Source organism: Paenibacillus dendritiformis (assembly GCF_015845845.1).
In the GTDB taxonomy this organism is placed as follows: Bacteria; Bacillota; Bacilli; order Paenibacillales; family Paenibacillaceae; genus Paenibacillus_B; species Paenibacillus_B dendritiformis_C.
This window is the reverse complement of record NZ_LDIG01000076.1, coordinates 75,487-101,455: the sequence shown is the minus strand read 5'-3', so window position 1 is coordinate 101,455 and position 25,969 is coordinate 75,487. Positions and strand designations below refer to the sequence as shown.

At 57.0% G+C, this 25,969-nt stretch carries 23 protein-coding genes and 1 pseudogene; 3 read left to right on the top strand and 21 right to left on the bottom strand.

Annotation, left to right across the window (positions count from 1 at the left end):
- Window positions 1-24: 24 nt before the first annotated feature.
- Window positions 25-633: a DUF948 domain-containing protein gene (locus ABD76_RS05240; protein WP_197254815.1), complete on the bottom strand. Its 609-nt coding sequence runs from the start codon at window positions 631-633 to the stop codon at window positions 25-27.
- A 247-nt stretch (window positions 634-880) separates the two neighbouring features.
- Between ABD76_RS05240 and ABD76_RS05235 the strand changes: the two genes are divergently transcribed.
- On the top strand, window positions 881-1,042 hold the full coding sequence (locus tag ABD76_RS05235; protein WP_197254814.1) for a DUF1328 domain-containing protein: 162 nt from the start codon (window positions 881-883) through the stop codon (window positions 1,040-1,042).
- Window positions 1,043-1,180: 138 nt separating this feature from the next.
- Here ABD76_RS05235 and ABD76_RS05230 read toward each other — a convergent pair whose 3' ends face one another.
- Both ABD76_RS05230 and ABD76_RS05225 read right to left on the bottom strand, forming a co-directional pair.
- Window positions 1,181-2,575 (bottom strand): L-cystine transporter, encoded by a 1,395-nt coding sequence (locus ABD76_RS05230; RefSeq protein WP_197254813.1) that lies wholly within the window; start codon window positions 2,573-2,575, stop codon window positions 1,181-1,183.
- Between the two features lie 158 nt (window positions 2,576-2,733).
- On the bottom strand, window positions 2,734-3,312 hold the full coding sequence (locus ABD76_RS05225) for a hypothetical protein (RefSeq protein WP_197254812.1): 579 nt from the start codon (window positions 3,310-3,312) through the stop codon (window positions 2,734-2,736).
- 166 nt (window positions 3,313-3,478) lie between these two features.
- On the opposite strand from ABD76_RS05225, the gene ABD76_RS05220 reads away from it, so the two are divergent.
- A complete protein-coding gene (locus ABD76_RS05220) occupies window positions 3,479-4,135 on the top strand; it encodes a hypothetical protein (protein WP_197254811.1) in 657 nt (218 codons plus the stop codon).
- Between the two features lie 57 nt (window positions 4,136-4,192).
- Here the strand turns inward: ABD76_RS05220 and ABD76_RS05215 are convergent, their stop codons facing one another.
- The 4 genes from ABD76_RS05215 to ABD76_RS05200 form a co-directional block, all read right to left on the bottom strand.
- Complete coding sequence (locus ABD76_RS05215) at window positions 4,193-5,446, bottom strand: anaerobic sulfatase maturase (RefSeq protein WP_197254809.1); 1,254 nt, start codon at window positions 5,444-5,446, stop codon at window positions 4,193-4,195.
- Between the two features lie 145 nt (window positions 5,447-5,591).
- Window positions 5,592-7,013: a glycan biosynthesis hexose transferase WsfD gene (gene wsfD, locus ABD76_RS05210; protein ID WP_197254807.1), complete on the bottom strand. Its 1,422-nt coding sequence runs from the start codon at window positions 7,011-7,013 to the stop codon at window positions 5,592-5,594.
- A 42-nt stretch (window positions 7,014-7,055) separates the two neighbouring features.
- Window positions 7,056-7,532 (bottom strand): GtrA family protein, encoded by a 477-nt coding sequence (locus tag ABD76_RS05205; RefSeq protein ID WP_197254806.1) that lies wholly within the window; start codon window positions 7,530-7,532, stop codon window positions 7,056-7,058.
- Window positions 7,529-8,533: a glycosyltransferase family 2 protein gene (locus ABD76_RS05200; protein WP_197254805.1), complete on the bottom strand. Its 1,005-nt coding sequence runs from the start codon at window positions 8,531-8,533 to the stop codon at window positions 7,529-7,531. The genes ABD76_RS05205 and ABD76_RS05200 overlap by 4 nt, the downstream gene beginning before the upstream one ends.
- A 620-nt stretch (window positions 8,534-9,153) precedes the next feature.
- Here ABD76_RS05200 and ABD76_RS05195 point away from each other — a divergent pair.
- Window positions 9,154-10,446, top strand: a complete 1,293-nt coding sequence (locus ABD76_RS05195; protein WP_197254804.1) for a family 8 glycosyl hydrolase — start codon at window positions 9,154-9,156, stop codon at window positions 10,444-10,446.
- A gap of 185 nt (window positions 10,447-10,631) precedes the next feature.
- On the opposite strand, the gene ABD76_RS05190 is transcribed toward ABD76_RS05195, so the two are convergent.
- From ABD76_RS05190 to ABD76_RS05125, 14 genes and pseudogenes are all read right to left on the bottom strand, one after another.
- Window positions 10,632-10,877 carry a hypothetical protein gene (locus ABD76_RS05190; RefSeq protein ID WP_197254803.1) on the bottom strand — a complete coding sequence of 82 codons (246 nt, stop codon included), beginning with the start codon at window positions 10,875-10,877 and terminating at the stop codon, window positions 10,632-10,634.
- A gap of 181 nt (window positions 10,878-11,058) precedes the next feature.
- The gene (locus ABD76_RS05185) at window positions 11,059-11,760 is read right to left on the bottom strand and encodes an AroM family protein (protein WP_197254802.1); all 702 of its coding nucleotides are present in this window, start codon (window positions 11,758-11,760) and stop codon (window positions 11,059-11,061) included.
- Between the two features lie 64 nt (window positions 11,761-11,824).
- The gene (locus ABD76_RS05180; protein ID WP_197254801.1) at window positions 11,825-12,769 is read right to left on the bottom strand and encodes a DUF1177 domain-containing protein; all 945 of its coding nucleotides are present in this window, start codon (window positions 12,767-12,769) and stop codon (window positions 11,825-11,827) included.
- Window positions 12,770-12,881: 112 nt separating this feature from the next.
- Window positions 12,882-13,844, bottom strand: a complete 963-nt coding sequence (locus tag ABD76_RS05175) for an ABC transporter ATP-binding protein (protein ID WP_197254800.1) — start codon at window positions 13,842-13,844, stop codon at window positions 12,882-12,884.
- Window positions 13,841-14,821: an ABC transporter ATP-binding protein gene (locus ABD76_RS05170; RefSeq protein ID WP_197254798.1), complete on the bottom strand. Its 981-nt coding sequence runs from the start codon at window positions 14,819-14,821 to the stop codon at window positions 13,841-13,843. The genes ABD76_RS05175 and ABD76_RS05170 overlap by 4 nt, the downstream gene beginning before the upstream one ends.
- Window position 14,822: 1 nt before the next feature.
- Window positions 14,823-16,082 carry an ArgE/DapE family deacylase gene (locus ABD76_RS05165; protein WP_197254796.1) on the bottom strand — a complete coding sequence of 420 codons (1,260 nt, stop codon included), beginning with the start codon at window positions 16,080-16,082 and terminating at the stop codon, window positions 14,823-14,825.
- 50 nt (window positions 16,083-16,132) lie between these two features.
- On the bottom strand, window positions 16,133-17,740 hold the full coding sequence (locus ABD76_RS05160) for an ABC transporter substrate-binding protein (protein WP_197254895.1): 1,608 nt from the start codon (window positions 17,738-17,740) through the stop codon (window positions 16,133-16,135).
- 41 nt (window positions 17,741-17,781) lie between these two features.
- A complete protein-coding gene (locus ABD76_RS05155) occupies window positions 17,782-18,702 on the bottom strand; it encodes an ABC transporter permease (RefSeq protein WP_197254893.1) in 921 nt (306 codons plus the stop codon).
- A gap of 41 nt (window positions 18,703-18,743) precedes the next feature.
- On the bottom strand, window positions 18,744-19,754 hold the full coding sequence (locus ABD76_RS05150) for an ABC transporter permease (protein WP_197254793.1): 1,011 nt from the start codon (window positions 19,752-19,754) through the stop codon (window positions 18,744-18,746).
- A gap of 75 nt (window positions 19,755-19,829) precedes the next feature.
- On the bottom strand, window positions 19,830-20,591 hold the full coding sequence (locus ABD76_RS05145) for an IclR family transcriptional regulator domain-containing protein (protein WP_197254791.1): 762 nt from the start codon (window positions 20,589-20,591) through the stop codon (window positions 19,830-19,832).
- 959 nt (window positions 20,592-21,550) lie between these two features.
- A complete protein-coding gene (locus ABD76_RS05140; protein ID WP_197254789.1) occupies window positions 21,551-22,720 on the bottom strand; it encodes a serine hydrolase domain-containing protein in 1,170 nt (389 codons plus the stop codon).
- 70 nt (window positions 22,721-22,790) lie between these two features.
- The gene (locus ABD76_RS05135; RefSeq protein ID WP_197254787.1) at window positions 22,791-23,978 is read right to left on the bottom strand and encodes an anhydro-N-acetylmuramic acid kinase; all 1,188 of its coding nucleotides are present in this window, start codon (window positions 23,976-23,978) and stop codon (window positions 22,791-22,793) included.
- A 338-nt stretch (window positions 23,979-24,316) separates the two neighbouring features.
- Complete coding sequence (locus tag ABD76_RS05130; RefSeq protein ID WP_197254785.1) at window positions 24,317-24,613, bottom strand: Fur family transcriptional regulator; 297 nt, start codon at window positions 24,611-24,613, stop codon at window positions 24,317-24,319.
- A gap of 50 nt (window positions 24,614-24,663) precedes the next feature.
- Window positions 24,664-25,790 (bottom strand): annotated as a pseudogene (locus ABD76_RS05125) (catalase).
- Window positions 25,791-25,969 lie beyond the last annotated feature (179 nt).

Genomic DNA, 25,969 nt, shown 5'->3' with positions numbered 1-25,969 from the left:
GTCACCGTTAGTCCGGCTGGATAACTAGCTTCGTTGTCTCCATAGCTGCCATGCGCGTATTCCGAGATCGACCCAGGCCTTCCAATCGTCTCCGCCCTGCTTCGCCGGCGCTCCCGGTTGCGGGCGCTGCGAAGCGGCAGCCGCGAGCGGCAGCGCGGAAGCGGCCCCTGCTCCGGGCGCTCCGTCCGGCAGCGGCGCAGCGGCCTGTCCGCTTGGAGCCGGACTGCCCGCGCAGGAGCCCGCCGCGTTCCCCGGCTGCCTTCCCGCGGCCGGCTCGTCCTGGCGCTTCTTCTCGAAGCGGCTCGCCGCTTTGCGGACGCCGCTGACGAGGCCGACCGAGATCTGCTTCGCGGCCAGCGTCAATTCATTCAGCGCCTCTCCGGCATTCTGGACCGAATCGGCCACAGGCTCGATCTTCTTCAATTGTCCCTGCAATTCCTCGGTCATGTGATTGGCATTCCGCGCGATCGCCTGCAGATCACCGCTCAGCATCTGCACGGTCTGCTGAACATCCTCCAGCGTCCTTGAAGCCTTGTCGAGCGACTGCTTGGCCGATCGCAGCGTCTGAATCAGGAAGACGACCAGCACCGCGAAGGCCAGCGCCGCAATCAGCGCGCTGATTTCAACTAGCATAACATCTCCGCCTTTCTCTCTCTGTATAAATGTGTACCCACTCATTTATTTGCAAAAACGGATGTGCATGTTGTCCATGAAATCATCCATTTAGTACCCGTCAGGCCCGCTTGTGAAACAGTTATCTTGATTTGTTTCATTCCGGCTGGAGGCCGGTTATTCATCCTTAACTTCACAGTGGATCCATCGGCCGGTGAGCATCCATGCAATCATTAGACCCATTAATCTGCCAAAGGAGTGGAAACCGATGCTAAGATGGTCCGTCATCTTTTTGATTATCGCGATTGTAGCCGGGATATTCGGGTTTTTCGGCATTGTGGAGGCCGCGGCGTCCATTGCCAAGTTCTTGTTCTTCCTGTTCCTGATTCTGTTCATTATCTCTTTGTTCACGGGAGGAAGAGCGCCATAGCGAGGCAGCGCGCAGCCGAGCCTGCCTCTCCATGCAACAAAGGACGCCTTCCGACGAAGAAGGCGTCCTTTGTATTGTATCGCATTTGCGGGCAAAAAAGTGTGAAAGCTTGTTCATATTTCCCATAGGCATCAATCGCTATATATCCTCGCGATGGGACCGACGCTCCTCGTAGAACCGCTTGCGGTTCCATTGGCCGAGCCAGCGGGAGGACAGAACGCCGGCCGTCATCGAGCCGTTCACGTTCAAGGCCGTCCGCCCCATGTCAATCAGCGGCTCGACGCTAATCAGCAGCCCCGCCAGCGCCACCGGCAAGTTCATCGAGGACAGCACGATCAGCGCGGCGAAGGTCGCTCCTCCCCCGACCCCGGCGACGCCGAACGAGCTGATGGCCACCACCGCAACCAATTGCAGAAGGAATCCAAGATTGTACGGATCGATCCCCGCGCTCGGGGCGATCATCACGGCCAGCATCGCCGGATAGATGCCGGCGCAGCCGTTCTGCCCCATCGAGGCGCCGAACGAGGCGCTGAAGTTGGCGAAGCTCTCCGGCACGCCGAGCCGATTGACCTGCATCTCGACGTTGATCGGTATCGATCCTGCGCTCGTGCGGGAGGTGAACGCGAAGACGAGCGCCGGCAGCGCGCCGGTCACGAACCGGAGCGGCGAAATGCCAGAGAGCGCCATGAGCAGCAGATGCAGACAGAACATAATAATCATCGCCACATACGAAGCGATGACGAACTTCCCGAGCTTCCATATTTCCGACGGCGTTGTCGTGGCGACCACGACGGCCATCAGCGTCAGCACGCCATAAGGGGTCAGCCTCAGCACCAGCGTGACCATCCGCATGACGACGGCATGCAGCGCGTCGATAAGGGACATGAAGGCGGCCCCTGTATCCGGCTTCTTGCGCATCACGCCAAGCGCGGCAACGCCGGCAAAGGCGGCGAAAATGACGACGGCAATCGTCGAGGTCCGCCGCTGTCCCGTCATGTCGAGGAACGGATTGGCCGGAATGAATTCAATCATTTGCTGCGGCAGCGTCATCTCGCTGACTTCGCCCAGCTTGCTGTCCAAATAATTGCCGCGCTCAATCTCCTGCTTGCCCGCTTCAATCTCGAATGAAGAGAGCTGAAAGACGAGGGCCGTGACGATGCCGACCACGGCGGCCACGGCAGTGGTGCCGATCAAGATGCCGATGATGGAGGCGCTCATCTTGCCTACCCCCGCCTTGGCCTTCACATGAATGATGGCGGAAATGATGGATACGATAATGAGCGGCATGACGACCATTTGCAGCAGCCGTACATACCCGACGCCGATGATCTCGAACCAGTCCGCCGCCTGCTCCACCACGGCGCTGTCCGGGCCATGCAGCCACTGCAGCACCGCCCCGTATACAACTCCGAGACCAAGACCCGCGAATACCCGCTTCGTAAATGAAACATGCTTGCGCTGCATGCGGTACAGCAGCGCCACCAGGCCGAGCATAATGATGGCGTGAACCGCTACCCACCATCCGACTGTCATCTCTACATCACTCCTCTGTCCTGGTTCAAAATCTCTGGAGCAGCCGGTTGCCGGTCCCCTGCGTTTTTATTACTGCCCAATTCGGGAACAGTTATCCAGCGCAGGAAAGCGATGCATTCGATGGACGGTCTTCCTTGGATGGCGCGCGGCGGGCGTTGTTACCTGATCAAGGACAGCCCCAGCTTCATTACCCAGCCGTCGGCATGGAAATCGAACTTTTTGACCTTCACCCAATCCGGCAGCTCCGCCGCGATCGGGAATTCCATCGGCTTCAGGTTCAGCCAGGACTCCGGAATCTCCCAGCCCTTCAAGCGCACCGACTGCGGAACCGCGCGCACGCTCTGCTGCTCCGGGTTCCATTCCATCTCATAGAGAATGTTCACCTCGGCCCGGATGCCCGGGAACGGCTCCATCTGGACCTGCGCCTCCAGGCCGCCCGGCTGCAGATGAATCCGCATGCCGTCCAGCTTCCACAATTTCATGTACGATCGATACGGCTCCGTCTTCTGCATCCCTTGCACCGCCAGCGCATTGATCTCGTCCTCATTCAATTGCAGGGACAAGGAACGGTTCTTCACCATCTGCTCCAGCTTGCCGAGGATCGATACCTCGACATGGCCCGGCCACCCAATCTTGTCCTCCGGCCTAATATAGAATATGAAAGCAACGCTTGCGATAATCACGAATAAGATCAGGAAGGCAATCGTTCTCCCCAGCCATTTCCATCCTTTTTTCATGCAATCTCCTCCCTCTCCTTCTATTTAACCAGCGGGAAGGCCCTGTTTCAAATCGAATTGCCCACGGTTACATAGTGTACAAGCAAGTATGAGATAGACGGCGTCACGTATATCTCATCGCTGTAAACCATACCATTGTATAACCATGAGAGAGGAGAATTCAATGATGAAGAAATTATCGGCAGTGTTGGCATTGACTGCAGTCCTAAGCGCCTTCTCGGCTGCGGCGGCATGGGCCGCGGATTCTGAGGGACACGCGGTTCCAGGCACGGTCGGGAAGCCGACGAAGCAAGTCGATCTCGATGAGTCCGTCCCGTTCTATACGTTTCCGGGCGGGAAGAAGTTGGGAGCGTTGGGGCCCCAGGTCATCAATATCGAAGAATCGGTCGTGGATCAAGACAACCGGACCTGGCACAGAGCATTGACCTGGATCGGATACGGCTACTTCAAGGATCCGAACGCTTCCTACAAGACGATCGACCTGCCCGACAAAACGGTCTTCTACGATAAAGTAAACGGCAAGAGGCTTGGAGTGCTCAGCCGCCAGACCGTAAACGTAATCAATGAACAGGTCGACGACTCCGGGTTCGTGTGGTATCAGCTTCACACTTACAAGGGCAAGGCCTGGGTCATATCCCCAAGCCAGGAGAAGCAGAAGGCGAAGCTGAAGGAAAAGACGGCGTTGTATGACCAAGTCAATGGCCGCAAGGTAGGCGCGCTCTCCCCGCAGATGGTGAATGTGTCAGAGGTTCGCTACGACGGGAATAAGCAGCGCTGGGGCAAGGTGTTCACCTGGAAAGGCGACTTGTGGATGAAGTGGTAGTATACATAGGAGGCGATGCCATCCGGGCATCGCCTCTTGTTCTTGGAAGCGGGCAGCCTACGGCAGCAGCGGCCCGCAGCATTGCTTGAACTTGCGTCCGCTGCCGCATACGCAAGGTTGATTGCGGCCGGGCAGCGGGCGGCCGCTCCCCCGGAGCCGCAGCAGCTCCTGCAGGCGGATCTTCCGGCCAAGCGTAGTGATGCGCTCTCCCGCATGCGCATACAGCATCCGGTAGCTCTCGCAGAAATAGTCGGTATGGCCTCCCCATACACCGTCCCGGCCGATCCGGTTGCGCGGGCAGCCGCCATGGCAGTAGCGCCAATATTCGCATGCGCGGCAAGCATCCGGCACATCCTGCTTCATCTGATGAAATTGCTGCCAGCTCGGATGGCGGGACAAGGAGGCCATCCGGTCGGTGCCGACATTGCCCAGCCGGTAGCGGTCGTGCAGGAAGAAGTCGCACGGGTAGGCGTCCCCGTTCGGCTCCAGCACGAGCGACGAGGGGCAGGATTCGCGATGAGTGCACATTTCCGGATCCAGGCCCAATTCGGCCTGAAGGACGTTGTCGAACATCCGGACGGAGAAGAGCGGCTCCCCGCCGTTGTACCATTTATCGAAAGCTTCGCATAGAAATTGTCCGTACTGCTCCGGCGCGATCGTATAGATGCCGGGCGCATCGACGTGCTGAGAGCGGAAATCCATGCACGGTATGAACTGGATATGCGTAAACCGCTCCGCCGCGAAGAAATCCATCAGCGCGGCCGCCTCGCCTACATTGTCCTCGTGGATGACGGTCAAAATATTATAGTCAACGCCTGCCTGGCGCAAATGATCGATGCCGCGCATGACGGCTTGATAGGAGCCGGCTCCCGATCCGGTGACGCGGTGCTTGTCGTGTATCGGCTGCGGACCGTCCAGACTAACCCCGATCAGGAAGGCATATTGCTTGAAAAAGGCCGCCCATTCCGCATTGAGCAGGGTGCCGTTCGTCTGCAGCGCGTTGCTGATCACCGTGCGCGGCGGCGCATAGGCCGCCTGCAGCCGGACGACCTGCTCGAAGAAGGGCTTGCCCGCGAGCAGCGGTTCCCCTCCTTGCCAAGCAAAGGAGGCCACCCCCTGCGATTGCTCCATCCATTGGCGGATGAACTTGTCGAGCACATCGTCGTCAATCCGCTGAATCGTATGGCCAGGCCGACCCTGGCAGGAACTGTAGTAGCAGTAATCACATGCGAGATTGCAATCCTCGGATACGGTCTTCCACATGACACCAGTGAATCGATGGCGGGCGATGTCTCTCACGTCAACGTTCATATCCCGTGCCCCCTTAAACTGTAGATGCGGCCGGCATCACCGGCTGTCGCATCTACAATATCCTTATTTTTGAACGATTCGCTAGGAACAAGGTCATATGCCAGCGGGTGCATACGGCCCTCAACGCCATGTTGCCTGCGCTTCATCAATGCAATTCGGGGGATCGGTCAAAAATTCTGCGAATCTGGGCTATCACCCAGACGACCGATACGATGATCATCATGTCGAAGCTGACGTTGAACAGGAACAAATGCTTGCCCAAATCCGCCTCGCCGTCCCCCACCAGCGGGACCGCCACCGCGATAATGGCAACGAAGCCGATGACCAGCGCCGCATCGACCACATGCTTCCCATAGCGTCTGCGAGTATATTCCCTGAGCGCGACACCTATATATAGAAGGAAAAAAACGAGATAAAAAGCGAAGCGCTGCGGGAGCAGATCCTTCTTGGTCTCGCTCCAGACGCTGTATGTATACGACAGGGCGCCCCGAGGCTTGCCGGCCTCTTGCTCATAGTTGCCCAGATAGTACGGCCGAATCATCGCGGCTTGAGACGAAGCGGCCTCCAGCTTATCGATCATCCGCCCGGGATGGCGCAGATAGTAGGCGGCCACATCGACATGCCCGAGCCGGGAGTAGACATGCTCCGTTAATTCCGGATCGTCCTGCCGGATCGGCACATCCTTCTGGAAGTAATTCGTTCCGGCGAGTACGGCGAACTTCTCCGGGATGCCCAACTCTGCCAGATCTCTCTCCACATGAGGCGAGTCCTTCAATATTCCGTAAAATATCGTCTGGTACAGGTTAATCTGCTTCAGCTCCTGCGGCGCATAGGCATACACCAATACGGACATCGCCAGTATCGAGGCCGAGCCGGCAATGACCGTGCTCCTCCAGCTCCGCTCCGGGCGCTTCCGGTATATCCGGAAAGCGAAAAGGATGAAGACGAGGCCGATCGGCGCATTCTGCAGCTTGGATGCGGATAGAATCAGGACAGAGATGAAGAACAGAACGAGCCAACCGATGGAAGGCTTGCGCCGCGATGCCAGCACGAAGGACGTTCCGGATGCGAGAAGCAGGAAGATGAGGGAGACCGGCTCGCCGAAAAAAGATTGAAAATACGCCACATAGCCAATATCGAAAAAGATAAACAGCAGGCAGAGGGCCACGGTCACCTGCAGCCAGCGCTGACCGGAACAGGCGTATCGGACAATAAGGAACAACGCCGCCAGCAGCAGGGCGGCATAGATCGCCCCCATCGCCTCCAGCGGAAACGAAGCGGAACTCCATGCCCGCCCGAGCAGCCCGGCCAGGAAGACGAACAGCGCTTGGGATGACCAATAGTTTATGGAGAAGGGGCCGTAGTCATAGCGCGAGTGGCTGTATCCGAAATATTTTTGTTCATAGGTGAACTTGTCGCTCAGCGGGGCAATGCCGCCGCTGCCCACAATCCGTTCGAAATCGCCATTGTTCGCGACTCCAATGAACGGGGGAATGAACAGAATTACGATGAGAATAAGCGCGCCTATTCCCATGGCTCCCCACGTTACCCAGTCTTTCTGCTTCATGCATGAATCACCCTCCCGTGTGGAAATCGCTATGCTTGCTTGCTATTTGACGCCGGCTTCGACAGGCGGGGTATCGTCGTCCCCGCCGCTTGCCCGGGCGAACGTGACGCCCCGGTGAAGCCGGAACGAGGCAGCGGTATAGACCGCCGCTTCCCCCAATACGGCCGCATACGGCTTCCAAGGCGAGGCCCAAGCGGGCAGCAGCAGGGACGCCAATGCAGACATGGCGGGATGCAGCGCCTGGTACGCCAGCCCGTAACAGAGCAAGGCTATGGAGATGAACCGGAGCAAGCTTGGCAGCCATTGCCCCCGATAGCGGAACGTATAGCGCCGGTTCAGAATGAAGCTCACTCCTACGCCGACCGAGTTGCCAACGAATGTCGCGTGAAAATGGCTCCAGCCGGCATACAGCAGCACATACACCGTCCCGAGCCCGACCAGCGTGTTCACGGCCCCGACGGCGGCATAGCGGCCGAACAGGCGGGCGCCGCCCCGCACGGCCAGCTTCGCGCCGTTCACTCGGCCCACCCCGTTCCATTGGCCCGGACCGGCTGCTCGATCCCCGGCTTGTCCGCCAGCACCTGCTCAATGATGTAAGGCGGGCGCCGCTTGACCTCGGAATAGATCTTGCCGATGTATTCCCCGACCACCCCCAGGCCCAGCAATTGGACGCTTCCGACGAACCAGACGGACAGCATCAGAGAAGTCCATCCGGACACGGTCTGTCCCAGCAGCTTGGACAGGAGGGCGTAGAGGCCCGCCAGCGCGCTTGCGCCCAGGCTGACGAAGCCAAGCGCGGTAACGACCCGCATCGGCTTCATGCTGAATGACGTAATGCCGTCCCAGGCAAACGACAGCATCTTGCGGAGCGGATATTTGGTCTCGCCCGCAGCCCGCTCCAGTCTCCGGTAAGGAACGACGGAAGACGGGAAGCCGATGAGCGGCACGATCCCGCGCAGGAACAGATTGGACTCGGGGAACTGGCTCAGGTAGTCGAGAGCACGGCGGCTCATCAGCCGGTAGTCGGCATGATTGTAGACAAGCGGAATGCCCATCCGCCGCATCAGCTTATAGAAAAACTCGGCGCTCCACCGCTTGAAATACGTATCGTTATCCCGGTTGTCCCTTACGCCGTACACAATATCGCAGCCGTCGCGGAAATGCTGGACGAATTGCCTCACGACGGCGACATCGTCCTGCAGATCGGCGTCAAGGGAGACGACGCAATCGGCAAAATTTTTGGCATACATCAGCCCGGCGAGCAGCGCCTTCTGATGTCCGGCATTGCGGGACAGCTTCAATCCGGCAATCCAGTGATTCCGTTCCCGTTCCTGCACGATGGTCAGCCAGGTCGCATCTCTGCTGCCGTCATCGACCAGCAATATCCGGCTCTCGGCGGAGACGGCGCGCTCCTGAACCAAGCGGGACAGCACGCCGGTCAAGGTCTGCATCGTGAGGGGAAGCACCGCCTCTTCGTTATAGCAAGGAACAACCATATACAAAATCGGTGTCGTCTTCATAACAGCTTCCTTCGGAGAAGGAAATCAATTCCTCCTTATTATACAAACATTTTCCATTATATTCTATAACATGAAATCGTTTTTTCAAAATTTAGGGATTTATGTCGTTAAATTCGGCTTTTTTTTCGGATCGCATTTTCGGGGAATAAAGGGAATCATTTTAAGATTATGTAAGCGCTTTAAGTTTTTCTTTTCTTTTTGATGGGCTCGTATTATAATTGAAAAAAATACCTCTGATTCATACACGCCCTTGTTTTCGGCACCAAAAGTTAAATCGCTTATATTTTCGTGTGAGACTGCATTCGCTTGATTCATTTGATTCATTTGGTTCATTGTGATCTATTGTGATATTTGATTCGATTGCTTGCTCGATTGGCTGAAACCATTTGCTTTGCTTACCTTTTTTGACTTGCTCAACTAATCTGTTTGATTTGCTTACCTGATTATCCAGATTTGCTTGACTTGCCACTTTCCTCCCGGTCCAGATGGCTTTCCTCTGCGCAATGCTTTGCAATCATGAAGTTATCGCCATCGGCATAACTTAAAGTGAAACCGATTTAATTTTCATGCGTGAAAATTGAGTCGCTTCAACTTTATAAATTGAAAGGAGTCGTCTTGCCTTGCGAAAGTCAGTAAAATGGTTTCTCTGCCTTACCCTGCTTCTCGGTTCGGTTCAAACCCTGTTTGTCCTGTCCGAGAAGACGGCGTCTGCCGCCACAGTCAATCGTCCGTTCCCGCAGCACCAATCGTACGCTTCAGGGGTCATTAAGCCGAATAACGTGAGCCAGAGCCAGATGGACAACGAAGTGAAGCGGCTGTACGACGAATGGAAGGCCCGATATTTAAAGAAAAACCCGTATGTCAGCAATCAATATTTCGTTCATTACAACTTAAACGGCGAATCCGATGACAAGTACCCGAATGCCGTCACAACCAGCGAAGCGAATGGATATGGCATGCTCATTACCGCCTATATGGCAGGGCATGACGCCAATGCAAAAACCTATTTTGACGGATTGTACCGCTTCTACAAGGCGAACCCGAGCGAGATTAACCCGAAGCTGATGGCCTGGCAGCAGATCGATAACGGCTCCGCCATCGTCAATAATACGGAAGCCGGCTCGGATGCCGCCACCGATGGCGACATGGATATGGCCTATGCGCTCCTGCTGGCCGACAAGCAATGGGGCAGCTCCAGCGGCATCAATTACCGCGCGGAAGCGGTCAACCTTATCAATGCCATCATGCAAAGCGAGGTCAACCAGAAAACTTGGCATTTGAAGCTCGGAGACTGGGCTTCCGATTCGGACTCGAAGTGGGGCAAAGGAACGCGGCCGTCCGACTTTATGCTCAATCATCTCCGCGCCTTCAAGGCGGCGACCGGAGATTCGCGTTGGGACAATGTGCTGAATCAGACCTATACGATCATTCAGCAGTTGTTCTCCGGCTATTCCAGCTCAACCGGGCTGATGCCGGATTTCGCGACCAAAGAATCCAGCGGCTATAAACCCGCCGACGGAACCTACCTGGAAACGCCGAATGACGGCAACTACTATTACAACTCCTGCCGGACGCCGTGGAGAATTGCGACCGACTACATCTTGACGGGCGATACCCGCGCGAAGGCGCAGCTCACGAAGCTGAATAGCTGGATCAAGAGCAGCACCGGCAGCAAACCGGCGAACATCCGCGCGGGATATAAGCTGAACGGAAGCCCGCTCGTCTCGTACTATGATCTTCCGTTCTCCACTCCGTTCGCCGTCAGCGCCATGATCGATTCCAGCAATCAGGCATGGCTCAATTCCTTATGGAGCAACACGACCTCGAAATCGACCAACGGCGATACCTACTTCGGGAACAGCATCCGCCTGCTCAGCCTGATCGTCGTCTCCGGCAACTGGTGGACGCCATAACTTGAACGCATCTTCCAGGGGCTGTCCCATGAAGCAGTTTTAGCTTCAGGGCGACAGCCCCCTTCTTCTCTCAGCTCGCAATGCCGAACTTCTTCTCATAGGAGCGGCTTGCCGTACTCCTTCTCACAGGCTCGACTTGCCGAAAAAATGCAAATACGCAGTTTTTCCTTGTGACGTTTACTCCGTTACCGAGGTTCCTGCAAAACTGCAGGAATTTTAGCCATGACAATGGGTTTCCATTGAAAATCAGGAAAATTGATGCGCTTATGCAGGAATTTCATCCAATAGCGTCTCAAATCACGAAAAATACTGCGCTTTTGCAGGATATTCTGCCGCATCTCTCTTCCGCCCTTTGGCCCGCCGCCGTCTTTTACGTCCCTATATTCCGTGTTGCCCCTTCCCTCGCTGCCTATACTTAGAAATGCAGTCATCCCGCACTGCCCCCATCAGTCTGAACCGAGGGGATAGTGAAGCGAAGAGCGGAGAAGGCGGATCCTTTCCAAAACAGAGCGGCCTTGGAGCAGGTACTAGCAGGCAACCCAAAAACCGCCCGCTGCTTGCTTCCGCAAACAACAGGCGGTTGTCATCCGTTGATTACCGTCATTCTAACCTTTACTCGCACAATTCTGTTATCAGTTTGAACAGCAAGCTGCTCGACAACAGCGCGAAGCATCCGCTCGCCTCTCTGGCGATCCGCTGATGCTCTGGCGTGTACCCCATGCAATCGAGCACGATGATTCCGGCGCCGGCAGCTCTCAGTTCCTGTGCGGCGGCCGCAAGCTGCTCCCGCGTCGCCGTGTAGGGAGAAGCGGCTGCCGTCGTAATCGAGGCGCCGAACGCGCCCCATTTCTGGCGCATCTCCTCCGCTTGCTCCGCCAGCGGAATGATCAGGCCAAGCTGCGTCCCGCCGGCCAGCTTCGCAATCGCAGGCGTCAGTATCCGTTCCGGTTCAATCAACAACGCCCGTTCAGCGGCAAGATGGCGGAAGGCGCCGGTGCAGAGCAGAATGATGACTTGGCAGCCCTGCCGTTCACACTCGTCGATCAAGCGCTGCATTACTGTTTCCGTTTTGGCCGCGGACAAGACGACGGCTTGACCGTCAGCTAACCGTGTCGTCAGGACGAATTCGCCCTGCTGCGGGCCAAGCTCGCGCTCGATCTCCGCCGGAGCCATGCCATCGAGCACGCCAAGCTGGATCACATCCGCACAAGGGGCCAGCCAGCGCTCAATCAATGGCTGCACATCCGTTCGCGGCGCTTGTCCTATCGTAATGAGACCTATTTTGACGCGTTGCCGGCTGTCGCTTCGTTCCATCCCGGCAGCCTCCTTTCTCTCTTGCGGCGGGGCCTCAAGCCACACGGCGAATGACCTCGCAGGGTTAAGCTTGCACCTTTTTTCCCAACGTCTGCAGCGCATTCATCGGCCCATACAGGTTAAGCATGTGCTCGAACTCCTCCTTATTATAGAAGGAACAGACTTCATTCGTGAATTCCTTGGCGACCTCCACCGCGAAGCGCGCGGCAAGCGCGATATCGACTTCATGACTTGCCCCCGTCCCGCAGCCGGGCACTGTCGATTGGGCGGTAATTGCGACGCCGACGACCGGCGCGGCGGTCGTTACGCAAGGCTGCAGGATGCTGTTAATATGATACAGCCCGTTGCCGTACGGCGTAATGTCCTGCGTCGTCACCGGGAACGTGACCGGAAGCTGTCCGGTCGTCATCTCCATGATCCGAAGCAGATCGTCGCTGACGCGCAGGATGTAGCCTTCCTTCACCGTCGGGGAAATAGCGATTCCTTTATGATTGATGACGCGGTTGCCTTTCGTCGTATCGATGGACAAGACCGCTTCCATCTCGTCCAGCACCTCGTATTCGTTCATCGTCGCAATATCCACGGGCGAATCCATAAAATCGACCGGCTCATGGGGCAGCGTAGGCGCGTCCGGGCAGATGTGGGTCGTAATGTATACATCCCCTTGTAACCGGTCGCCCTTCACGCTCATGTCAGCCAGCTTCAATGCGGCTGCCAGCGCCGCAATCGCGCCGTCGCCATCGGAGACGAGCCCGATGCGCTGCGGCCGCGCGCCCAAGCCGCCCAGCCGGCCGACGATGCCGAAGCTCGGCGCTTGTCCGCCTCCGTGCTTGCCCTCCGTCCCCGGGATAAGGATGCGGATGAAATCCGTAAATCCCTTCTCGCCATGAACCCGCTGCACGCTTACTTCGGCCAGCGGATAAGGCTTGAACAGCTCCTTCACCGCCTCGCCGGATGTAAATGCATTGTCTACCGCTTCATAGATTCGCAACGTTTGCAGTAAAGCCATGATTTTCTCTCCCTTTCCGCTCGATGTCATAGTTGTCGATATCATAGTTACGTTGCAGCGCACCCGATCAGCCTCTCTGCCGGGCCGGAATCAGACAGGGATGCCTTAACCCTTAAATATGATGGCAGGCCACCCAGTGCCCTTCATCCGCCTCCCGCCATTCCGGCTGGACAGTGCGGCAGCGCTCCGACGCAATCGGGCAGCGAAGGTGGAAGGCGCAGCCTTGCGGCGGATTTTTGGTGCTTGGCACTTCGCCGGACAAGACGATGCGCTCCTTCTTCGCCTTCGGGTTCGGCACCGGAACCGCCGACATGAGCGCCTTGGTGTAAGGATGGAGCGGATTCGCATACAGCTTCCGCTTCGGCGCCAGCTCGACCATTTTGCCTAGATACATAACTCCGACCCGCGTGCACAGGAACTTGACGACCGATAAATCATGAGAAATGAACATATAGGTCAGCTTCTCTTGCTCCTGCAAATCCTGCATCAGGTTGAGCACCTGCGACTGAATCGAGACGTCCAGCGCCGAGACCGGCTCGTCGCAGACGATGAACTTCGGGTTGAGCGCCAGGGCGCGGGCGATGCCGACGCGCTGCCGCTGGCCGCCCGAGAATTCATGCGGAAAACGGTTCGCTTGAAATGCCGACAGCCCTACCCGCTCCATCAGTTCTTGCACGCGCTGCTTCCGCTCCGAGGACCGGATCGGCAGATGGGTCTGCAGCGGCTCCTCCAGGATGCGCTGCACGGTCCAGCGCGGATTCAGCGACGCGTACGGATCCTGGAAGATCATGCTCATCTCGGGGCGAAGCTGGCGCAGCTCCTTCGGAGAGAGCGCCATAATATTCCGTCCCTGGAACCAGACTTCGCCCTCCGTCGGTTCAATCAGGCGCAAGACGGAGCGGCCCGTCGTCGACTTGCCGCAGCCGGATTCGCCGACGATGCCGAAGGTCTCGCCTTCATAGATATCGAAGTTTAAGCCATCCACCGATTTCACGGAGCCGACCTGCTTGTTGAGGAGCCCTTTGCGAATCGGATAATGCTTTTTCAGATTGCGCACTTGCAGCAATGCCGTCATCGCGCCACCCCCTTCTCGACGAGCAGGCAGCGGCAGCGGTGCCCGCCGCCCAACTCCGTCAGTTCGGGCTGCGCCTGATCGCACGCTTCCGTCCGGTATTTGCAGCGCGGGGCGAAGCGGCAGCCCGGCGGCATCTGCAGCGGACTTGGCACCGTGCCGGGAATCGACTCCAGCCGCTCCTGCTCCCCGGCGAGCTGCGGCAGCGAGGCCAGCAGCCCCTGCGTATACGGATGCCGCGGAGATTCGAAGAGCGTGTCCACATCCGCCTCCTCCACGACCTGCCCCGCGTACATGACGACGACGCGGTGGCACATCTCGGCGACGACCCCGAGGTCGTGGGTAATGAGCAGGATGGACGTCTTCTCTTCCTCCTGCAGCTGCCGCATCAAATCCAAAATTTGCGCTTGAATGGTCACGTCAAGCGCCGTCGTCGGCTCATCCGCGATCAGCACCTCCGGATTGCAGGACATCGCCATCGCGATCATGACCCGCTGGCGCATCCCGCCCGAGAGCTGGTGCGGATATTCCTGCGCCACCGACTCGGGATGCGGAATGCCGACCTTGCGCAGCATGTCGACGGCATGCCGCATCGCTTCCTTGCGCTTCAGCTTCTTATGGAGCTGAATGGCCTCGGCCAGTTGATCGCCGATCCGGAACACCGGATTGAGCGACGTCATCGGCTCCTGGAAGATCATCGCGATCCGGTTGCCGCGAATGGACCTCATTTGCTTTTCCGGGACTTGCAGCAGGTCGTTCCCGTGGAACTGAATGCGCCCGCCCTTCACGCGGCCGATTTTCTTCGGAAGAAGGCCCATGATGGACAGGGAGGTAACGCTTTTGCCGCAGCCCGATTCGCCGACAACGCCGAGCGTCTCGCCTTGGTGCACTTGGAAGCTTACGCCGTCCACCGCCTTGAAGACGCCCCCGTTCGTGACAAATTCCGTTTCCAGCTTTTCGACGGCCAGCACCGGTTCCATCTTACTCACCACCCAAGTAGCTGAGCGCCGTCAGCGTGTACACCTTGGCCGCGTCGACCACGTCCTTCACCGGCGCCTTCTCGTTGAAGCCGTGAATGGTGGACAGCTCGGCAGGGCCGTATTGCAGCACCGGAATGCCGGCGCGGCGGAAATGCCGCGCATCGCTGGAAGCCCATTGCAGGACGCCATAGCCTTCTTCCTGCTTCACGTCGCAAATATGCTGCACGAGCTCCTCCACGATCGGATCGGTGGGCGGCGTCCAGTTCGCCAGCCCCTGAAAGCCTTCCGGCTGAAGCTCCGTCTCGATGCCGATCTCGGCCAGCAGCCGCTTCGCCTCGGCCAGAACCTGTGCCGGTTCGACTCCGAACGGAAGGCGGGTATCGACGCTGACCGTGCAGCGGTCAGGCACGACGTTCGTCTTCGTTCCGCCCTCGATCAGGCCGACATTGACCGACACGCGATCGATGATGGCGGAGAAATCGGCATTTTCTTTTTCCGCGATATAGCGCTTCGTCACTTCGATAATATCCTTCACTTCTTCCGGGAGCTCCACCGGATAATGATGCAGCTGCTGCAGCGCCTGAACGGCTGCGGCCGCCTTCATAATCGCATTGTCGCCGAGGATGGGCGACAGGCTGCCGTGGCCCGGCGTGCCTGTCACCGTGAAGTTGAACCAGCAGCTTCCCTTCTGCCCGATCGTCGGATGCAGCGGGTGCGACGGCTCGGCGATGACCGCCGCCGTCCCGTGGATCAGCTTCCGCTCGAACACCCACGGCACGCCGAGATGCCCGCCGGTCTCTTCATCCGGCACGATTAGCAGCGACAGTCTGCCCTTGAGCGGAACATTCAGCTCCTTCAGCAGCTTGACGCTGAAGATCAGCCCGGCCAGGCCGCATTTCATGTCGCTGGCCCCGCGTCCGAGCACATAGCCGTCCCGCACTTCGCCGGAGAACGGATCGAAGTCCCAGCGGGAGCGGTCGCCTGCCGGCACGACATCGGTATGGCCGCAATAGATCAAATGGCGTTCCGATGCGGACTCATCGCCGATCGCCGCAATCAGATTGAGCATGTTATCCCCGGCGTCATACACCTTCGTCTCGATGCCGGCCTCGGCCAAGTAATCGATAATGAATTGGCTGATGTCACGCGAGTCCCCAGGCGGATTTTCCGTCGGGAATTGAATCAGCTTCGAGCACAAGCCCAACAATTCGTCCTGACGTTTTTCCACTTCGTCTATCCAGCGTTGCTTCCATTCGTTCACCGTAATCCCCTCCTGTATCCATATCCGTTGCGATCGTTATCTCTGGTCTCTTATTTGGAAAGCGGGTAAAAACGCAAGCATTCATCCGGGAAGAAAATATACCCCTTCACGTCGTTGTTGAACGCCACGAGGCGGTTGTACTCGTACATGTACACATAAGGCATGTCCGCATTGATCAAGCCCTGAATTTCTTCATACATGGCATTGCGCTTCGTCATGTCCGTCTCGACAGCCGCCAGATCCAACAGTTCATTGACCTTCGCGTTGTCGTAATGCACGTAGTTGGAAGAGCTCTCGCTATCTACCAGGAATCCGAGGTGGTATTCCGGATCGTTGACGAAAGAAGTCCATTTCGACATGAAGGACTGCACGTTGCCGGTGCGAAGCTGTTCCAGGAATTGCGCGCGCGCCAGCTTATTGATGTTCATCGTGACGCCGATCTTTTTCAGCTCCGCCTGGATGACCGTGGCGGCGTCTTCCCAGTCTTTGAAGCCGGAGCCGAGCGTGAAGTCGAACGAGAAGCCATTCTCGTAGCCCGCTTCCTTCAGCAGCTCCTTCGCTTTTTCCAGGTTGTATTCATACTCGTAGCCCTTATCGGAAAAGCCCGGCGTATTGCTTGCCACGATGCTCTTCATTTGCTTGGCTTGTCCGTACATGACATCCTTCAGAAGCGCATCATGCGGAATCGCGTAGGCGATCGCCTGGCGCACCTTCGGATTGTCGAACGGCTTCATGTTATTGTTCAGACCCATATACAAAATGCGGTTGCTCGCGTCAGAGCGCACGGTCAGCCCGGTGTTCTGCTTCAGCGTATCGACATCCTTCGGCGGAATCTCCATGGCCAGGTCGATATCGCCCTTGTTCAGCATCATCGTGCGGGACGAAGCTTCCTTCATGAACTTCATGACGACTTTGTCCAGCTTGGCGCGCTCCTGCCAGTAATCGTCGTTCGCCACGAATACCGCCTCGGAGGAAGGATCCCATTTCTCCAGCTTGAATGGCCCGGAACCTGCCGTCTTCGTCTTCAAAAATTCACTTGGATCCCCTTCGATCGCTTTCGGATCGATGACGGAAAAGGAGTACATCGCCAAAATTTGCAAGAACATATGGTTCGGGCGCTCCAGCTTCACTTCCACCGTATGGTCGTCCACCTTGCGGTACGACTCGATGGAGGCTTGCTGATACAGGAATCCGCCCGAGTTCGAGTTTTTGATATGATCGAGCGAGAACACGACCGCATCCGCGTCGAGCGGATTGCCGCTATGGAACTTCACGTCCTGGCGCAGCTTGAACGTATACGTCTTCTGGTCATCGGACACATCCCATGACTCGGCCAGCATCGGCTTGATTTCTTCCGTAGCGGCGATATCCGCGCCATCTACGTTTTTGACGCCGTACGTGACGAGCTGATCATACGTGGACAGCACCAGCGTATCCGACGTCAGATCGTTCGCTTCCGCCGGATCGAGCGTCTGCCCGCCTTCGGAATAGGTGACGGTCAGCGTTTTGCCTCCGGAGCCGCTGCCGGATGAGTTCGTTTGTTCGCCCGAGCCGGCGGCGCTGTCTCCCCCGGACTGGTTCGCCTTCGGCGCGCAGCCCGCAACCAAAGCCAAGATGAGTGTCAATACAAGGGCCATCGTCAAGTTGCTTCGTTTCATCATTGTTTCCTCCCCCTGAATATTCGACTGAAAAATATCGCTTATTTCCGGCTTGTGCGCAGCCGCGGATCAAGGACGTCACGCAGTCCGTCGCCAAGCAGATTGAAGCCAAGAATCGTTGTTGCGATGGCAAGCCCCGGGAAGGTGACCAGCCACCATTCGCCGGTAATAATGTACTCGCGGCCTTCGGATATCATCGCCCCCCACTCCGCCAGCGGCGGGCGCACGCCGAGACCGAGAAAGCTCAAGCTCGCCGCCGTCAAGATGGCGAAGCCCATCCCGAGCGTGATGCGGACGAGCAGCGGCGCGAGCGAATTCGGGAAAATATGCCGGACAAGAATGGTGCCGTCCTTGACCCCGATGGAACGGCTCGCCTCCACGAATTCGCGTTCCTTCAAATAGATGGTCTGGCTGTACATCAGACGGGCGAACTCCGGAATGCCGACGACGCCAACAGCCATCATCGCGCTGACGAGGCCGGGGCCCATGGCGGCCGCGATCGCCATCGCCAGAATGAGCGAAGGGAACGCCAGAAAAATATCCATGACGCGCATAATCAGATTCCCGATCCAGCCGCCGTAATAAGCGGCGATGCCGCCGAGCGGAACGCCGATGAAGAAAGAGATTCCGACGGCGATAAGCCCGGTCCAGATCGAGATGCGCGCCGCGTAGACGACTCGGCTGAAAATATCCCGGCCGAACTGGTCCGTCCCGAACCAATGCTCCCCGCTCGGCCCCTGCAGCTTCGCATCCAGCTGCGTGGCATCCGGCGCATAGGGCGCGACCAGCGGCGCGGCGATAGCCAGGAGCGTCCACAGCACGATCAGGAAGAGGCCGAGCGCGGCAAGCTTGTTGCGAAGGAACAGCTTGCTCCACTGCCGGAGCCCATGCCAGAGCTCCTGCAGCCTGGATGTGTCGCTCGCCGCCGCGATTGCAGCGGTCGATGAGGTTGATCCTTTCATCACGGTTGCACCTCCTAAGATGTCATGACATGAGAGATGGATTATTCATAGCGGATGCGCGGATCGATTAAGCCGTAGATGACATCGACCAGCAAATTGATGCCGCTGTATACGACGGCGCTTAGCAGCGTGAACGCCTGAATCGGGGCGTAATCCGTCGCGAGAATCGACTCCGTCACATAGCTTCCGACGCCGGGCCAGGCGAAGATTGTTTCCGTGATGACCGCGCCCCCGAGCAGGTAGCCGATCTGGAGGCCGACCATCGTAATCGTCGGGATCGAGGCATTGGCCAAAGCATGCTTGTACACGACGGAACGTTCGTTGAGCCCCTTGGCGCGGGCCGTTCGGATATAATCCTGGCCGATGACCTCCAGCATGCTGGAACGCATCATGCGGGCGATGATAGCCATCGTGCCGGCGCTAAGGCAAATGGCCGGAAGAATGAGATGGGACAAGGATTGCTTGAAGGCGACCCAATCCGCCGTAAGCAAGCTGTCCACCAGATACAATCCGGTAATAGGAGTGGGCGGGAGGATATCTCCGCCGATTCGGCCCATAGGAGCGGGCGCAATGCCGAGCTTGGAATAGAAAAACAGGATGAGCAGCAGTCCCAGCCAGAAGACCGGCATGCAGGCGCCGATTAGTGAAAAAACGCGGGAGATGTGATCCGCAATCGATTCTTTTTTCGTGGCGGCCACAATGCCTACCGGAATAGCGACCAACAACGCAATCAACAGACTGGCGAAGCCAAGCTCAATCGTGGCCGGGAGACGGACGGCGAAATCCTCCAGCACCGTGTGTCCCGTGTGCCAGGCGATCCCCAGATCCCCTTGGGCCAGCTGCTTGAGATAAGCGCCGAACTGAACATACAGCGGCTCGTTCAGCCCGAGCTGGGCGCGAATGTTCTCCACCACATGCTGCGGCGCTTGTTCTCCGGCAATCATCAGAGCAGGGTCGCCCGGCAGCACTCTGGACAGAATGAACGTGATGAGCACGATGCCGAGCAAGCTTGGAATGAGGTACAACAGACGACGAGTAATGAATTGTAGCAAGAGCAACCCCTCCCCCTTTAAAGCGGTATCTCATTATCTAAATAAAGTGCGGCTGTGTAAAAATGTGAACCCTGGTTACCACATATGCGATATAATATTGCAGCTTTGACGTATTAAAGGGACTTGGTCAATCAAAATACGCAAGTACGACTCGCATTTCTCGTCGTCGATCCGGTATCTTGGCCCGGCAATCGTAATGGAGCCAAGAATGCGGCGATGACTGTCCAGCATCGGCACGGAAATGCCGACGACATCTTCCGTATACTCCCCGACGGAAATGCACCAGCCCTCCTCCTTGATTTGAGCCAACTGGGCCCGCAAGCGGAGCGGATCCGTTATCGTTCGGGAAGTGACGGCCGTCAGGCCTTCCTGGATGATTTCCTCCTGAAGCTCCTCGGATAGATAGGCCATCATCACCTTCTGCGAAGCTCCGGCATACAGCGGCGAACGGTCACCGACCGGAATCAGATATTGAATATCCTTCGAGCTGAGGACGATGGATACGCAGACGCCCTCTTTCCCTTCGAGCATATTCAGGTACACCGATTCCCCGGTCGAATTCGCAATCTCCTTCAATATCGGCTGAAAATATTGCTGGATGTTCAACTGCTCGGTGACCACCTTGCCATACTCCAGCAGCTTCAAGCCGAGATGGTATTTCTGCGTGTCTCTGTTCTGAATGAGAAAGCCGTGCTGTTCAAACGTACTAACGATGCGATGCACGACCGAGTGGTGCATTCCCAGCTTCTTCGCTAAATCACGTACCCCCCATATCGGATGTTCCGATGTAAAGCAATCGAGCAATTCAAGCGATTTGGCCAGCGTCTTGAGCGACACTTCCTCACCTCTTCCCCTTTTTCATTCAATAAGGCCTCTGTACCGATAATAGATACACTGTTTCTATAAATAATTTTTCATCATTATAAACGATGCGAACGAAAGATCAACAACTATTTTTACTTGTTTTTACCATGCGGACACTGCGGTTTTGATGTCCTTTTGTAGTAGACATATGTATATTATGGAAGCACATACCTTACATTTGATGTAATGCCTGTGAGGAGGCCCGGGCCCCTGGCTCAGGGACGCGCCGAGGGGATGTTGCGTCTTCTTCCTCAGGGTCACTATCCCATCAACTCAGAGGCGCGCTGGGGGTTGCTCCTCCCCACTCAAGATCGCTCTCCCATCGAATCAGAAACTCGTTCCGTACATGCGTGTTTTGATTCTTTGCGTCACTATCCCATCGAGTCAGAAGCCGGGACGGGCTTGCCCACTCCTGAGGCCTTATAGCCAGTCTCCCACTGGCTCAGGGGCGCTGATTGTACCCTTCGTTGGCATCCCTTTGTTTGCTATTCCGTCTTCTAAATTCAACCACTTGGTCCATCTGCTTGCTGCGTTTCCTTGCTCTACAACTTGCTCGCCTGATGGTAGTGGCTCGCCCCGACTTATTCCACGCTAATCGGGCCTTACTGTGCTTTCTCTCTGAGACGAAAGGAAGAGTGGATCACAGACCTCGCAGATACACTGCTGCCTGGATTCAACTGCCTTCGATCTAGCACGTTGCCGTCTATCACGACATGCGCCAATCCAACTGCTCGGCAGAGCCTCTTTGCCAGCAAAAAAATCCCTGGCCGGCATCCCGTCGGATGCGCTTGCCAAGGATTTGATGCACTCACCTGGTTCTGGATGTACTTCGCAAGGTTCTGGATGTACTCGCCAGATTTTGGATATACCCTCCAGGTTCTGGATGTGATTCGCAAGGTTAGGATCTACTTCCCAAGGTTTTGATATAGGAATTAGTTCTGTATGGCCGCTGCGGCGGCCTCGTGGAACTGCCGGCGCAGCGCCGCGATCGAGTTGCCCCGGCCGTAATGTACGCGGTTCGTCAGCAGAATTATAATTAGATCCTGCGCCGGATCGATCCAAAGGCTCGTTCCGGTGAAGCCCGTATGGCCGAAGCTGTATGGAGACAGTCCCTTCCCGCCAACATTGGCCGGGTCTCCGTGCAGCACCCATCCCAGCCCCCGATTCGCTCCAGGGATGTCATTGGTATGGCTTCGCAGCGCTTCCTTCACGGCCTCGCGCGATAATATGAAGGCTTCCGGGCCATCCCCTGTCCGGGAGCGGCTTAAGGAAGCGTTCGCCTCGCCGGCCTCACAACTGGCGTTGCTCGCCAGGGCCAGCCACATGCGGGCATACCGCAGCAGATCCGACGCGGTCGAGAACAGCCCCGCATTGCCCGCCGCCCCGCCAAGCGCATAGGCGTTCTCATCGTGCACGAAGCCCCAGCGGTATTCGCCCAGCGCCGCATCGTATTCCGTCGCCGCGATGCGCGGCTTCCATTCCGGCGGCGGATTATACCGGCTCGCCGTCATTCCGAGCGGCTGCAGCACCTCGCTCCAGGCGGCTTCCTCTAACGGACGCCCGAACTGCTTCCGGATAATTTGCCCAAGGATCATATAACCTAGGCAGCTATAGACGCAGCGCGTCCCTGGCGGATAGTCCGGCTCCATCGCGCAGATCGCCTCATGGATCCGCTGCGGCGTCCAGCCGTGCGAATACAGATCGCGATGCGCGGGCAAGCCCGAGGTATGGGCCAGCAATTGCCCGATCGTAACCTCTGCCTTCCCCGCGGTTCCAAATGCGGGGATATGCTGCGCCACCGGATCGGCAAGCCGAACTTGGCCCCGATCCATCAAGATGAGCATGAGCGACAGCGTGACGACGACCTTCGTCAATGACGCGCAGTCATAGATCGTATCCACGCTGGCCGGAATGGCACGCTCCTCGCTGAGGAACGCATGCCCGGCGGCATAAGCCGCCGCATGGCCGCGGCGTCCAATAAGGGCCACGCCTCCGGGGATAATTCCCTGCTCGATCGCATTATCGAGCGCCGACCAAGCGGCTTGCAGTCCTTCCTCGCACAGGCCTAGCTGCCCGGCTGCCGACAGATCCCATTTTTTCATGGAAAAACCGCCTTCTTGTCTTAATGGATGCCAAACTCCGTTCAATGACATTCATGCTCCGCCTCGGCGTTCACGGAAGGGCTAGCTTGCCCATGACGGTTGGGCGCGACGCTCCGGTTACGGAAGGAAGCTGATTCGCGATCCCGTGCACAAATTCATTCGCCAGCACGGCGAAGGCAATCGCCTCCTTCGCATCGCCAGGCAAGCCAATCTCATCGGAGCGCTGGACCCGCTGTTCGGGTAGTTCTGCCGCAAGCCATCGCATCATCGTCTCGTTGCGGGCCCCGCCTCCGCTGACGATCACGTCATGGATGTCATGCTCAGGGAATATAAAATCGCGGTATGCGCCGGCGATGGTCCGCACCGTCAGCATCGTGAAGGTCGCCACGATATCGGCAGCCGGCAAGCCCCGCTTCAGACCCTCCTGAATCAAATCCGTGGCATACGCCTCGCCGAACATTTCTCTGCCCGTCGTCTTCCGCGGCTTCTGGGCATAGTAAGGATGCTCCAGCAGCTCAGCCAGCCATGCTTCGCTCACCTGGCCTTGGGCGGCCCAGCCGCCATTGCGGTCATAGGCCAGCGCCCCTTCCGACAGCCGGTGGACGGCCTGGTCAATCAGCATATTGCCCGGCCCGGTGTCGAAGGCAACCACTTGATGCGCATCGGCCCCGGCCGGAACGACCGTGCAGTTCCCGATACCGCCGATATTCTGGGCAATGCGCCCCATGCGCTCATGGCGGTGAAAGATATAATCCGCATAGGGGGTAAGCGGTGCCCCCTGGCCCCCAACGGCCATGTCGGCGGGGCGATAATCTCCGACCACGGGCCGCCCTGTCAGCTTCGCGATGACGGACAAATCTCCGATTTGAAGCGTGGAAGGAACGCAATATGGATCTTCGCCGTCCGCCATCGGCTGGTGCCAGACCGTCTGCCCGTGGGAGCTGACGAGATCGATGTCTTCCATCGGAATCCCGGCCGCTGCTGCCGCTTCCCGGGCGGCCGCCGCGAACCGCTGGCCAAGATAAGCATTCATCATGCAAAGGTCGGCGGCATGAGAATGCTCTTTTCCGCATAATCGCTTAATCCTGCCGCGCAGCTCGTCATCATATTCGATGCAATGAAACGCCAGCAGCTCGACTTCCGTTCCGATCCCGCTTCCTTGCACCCGGACAACGGCGGCATCGATTCCGTCCAGCGATGTGCCTGACATCAGGCCAATGATGGTACGATAAGGGCGGTTCGGCATGACAATCCGCATCGTTATCTCCCCCTCCCCATTCGAAAATCAAAGCAGCACGATGCATGAGAGTTATTAGTAACCATATAAAATAAAAGTGGAGTTTAGCACATTCGTTGTACAGGGGCATGCTATTCTTGCGGGGTTATATGAGAAAAGTGGGTGAATAAAGAATTGCCAAGTTAGCTTTATTATACGTGATTGAAATATTATTTCAAATATATTTTTGAAAATATAATATTTTGTTTCAAATAATCGCCGCTCGGCGGCAGAGAAAAAGCCCTCTGCAGCGGTTCTGCAAAGGGCTTGCTATCGCATCAGGTTCAAGGAACCTCGCGATGAACATCATGAGCGGCCGGTTATGCGCCTCGGCATATGGGGCAGGCATGCTTGTAACGCTTGGAGAGCTGATCGTCTTGAACCTCGTGAACAAGTCCTTTTTTGACGAAATACTTCAAACTGCAGTAGACGGTAGAGAGGGAAATCCGCTGCCCGCCCGACTTCAAAGCCAGAAATACGTCCATTGCGGTCAATGGGGACGCCGCTTGACGGATGCAAGCATAGACGGCCTCTCTTTGCTGGGTCATATGCATTTTTTTGTCCTTGCCCTGCCGAACAACCGAAGCTTCCACCTTGTTATGATTCACGTGCCCCATTCCTTTCCTTACCGAATTTTCAAAGACAGTCCAACCTCTATATCTTCGCGCTATGAACGCGGTGCATGCTGCAAATATTCGCTAATATCCACGCCGAGTCCGGACGCAAGCTTCATTCCATACTCCGCATCGGCCCGGAAGAAATTGCACAGCGCCCGCATTTGAACTTCGGGGCGCACCTGCTTTAGATCGTTCACCAGGTTTTGCACGAGCCGATCTTGTTCTTCCGGGGACATCTCACGGTATTTCTCTCCGGCCTGGCCGAAATTATTCGTCTTGTCTATCGAGCGGCGCATCGTCGTTCCTTCCACCACCGTGTCGCTCTCGGCATAAGTCTCTCCCGCTTCAGTATATGCCCCGGCATGGCTGTTCGGCTCGTAGTTGACCGGGGACGTATCCTGCTTCATGGTCATCAACCCGTCCCGTTGATGATTCCTTACCCGCGCGAACGGGCAGTTCACCGGGATTTGCAAGTAATTGGGACCGAGACGGTGCCGCTGCGTATCCGGATAGGAAAAGAGACGGCCCTGGAGCAATTTGTCCTCGGACGGTTCAATCCCGGGCACAAGCGCGCTAGGCGAGAACGCCGCCTGCTCGACCTGGGCGAAATAATTGTCCGGGTTCTGATTCAGCGTCATCCGGCCTACCTTCATCATCGGTATACTCGCTTCGGGCCATACCTTCGTCGGATCGAGCGGGTCGAAGTCGAAATCGTCCAGCCGCGAAGGCTCAAGCATTTGAACGCATAGCTCCCATTCCGGGTAGCGGCCCTCTTCAATCGCCTGATGCAGATCGCGCGTCGCATGGCTGAAATCCTTCGCTTGAATCCGCTCCGCTTCCTCCGCGCTCAAGCCGCGCACGCCCTGCAGCGACTTCCATGTATATTTGACACGGTCGAGAACCGGACAAAGACGGGTGTCTCTACATCGGGATCTTGCAGAAACGCCGCCCGCGTGTACTTCGCCATGCTCCGGTAAGGCTTGAACACGCCGAACGCGCCCGCTCCGCGCGCATGCACGACCCGCTCCGGAATGCGTTCCCGATCGAAGTGAGCCAGCTTCTCGATAAGATGATAGTCTTCCAGCAGCACGGGACCGCGCGCCCCGGCGGTTTTCGAGTGCTGATTATTGGCAACGGGCGCACCCTGATTCGTAGTCATGAAATTGGATTCCTTCATCAAATCCCCTCCGTTAGTCCAGTTGAATCAAATCACTATTAAGTGATAATAATTATCATTTTCATCAACTAATGTACCACATCCAATACAGCTAATCAATAATAATTCTAAATTAATATCTATTATATTCTGGAAATGAATAAAAGAACACCCTTTTGACGATGAAAGTTCATTCCAAG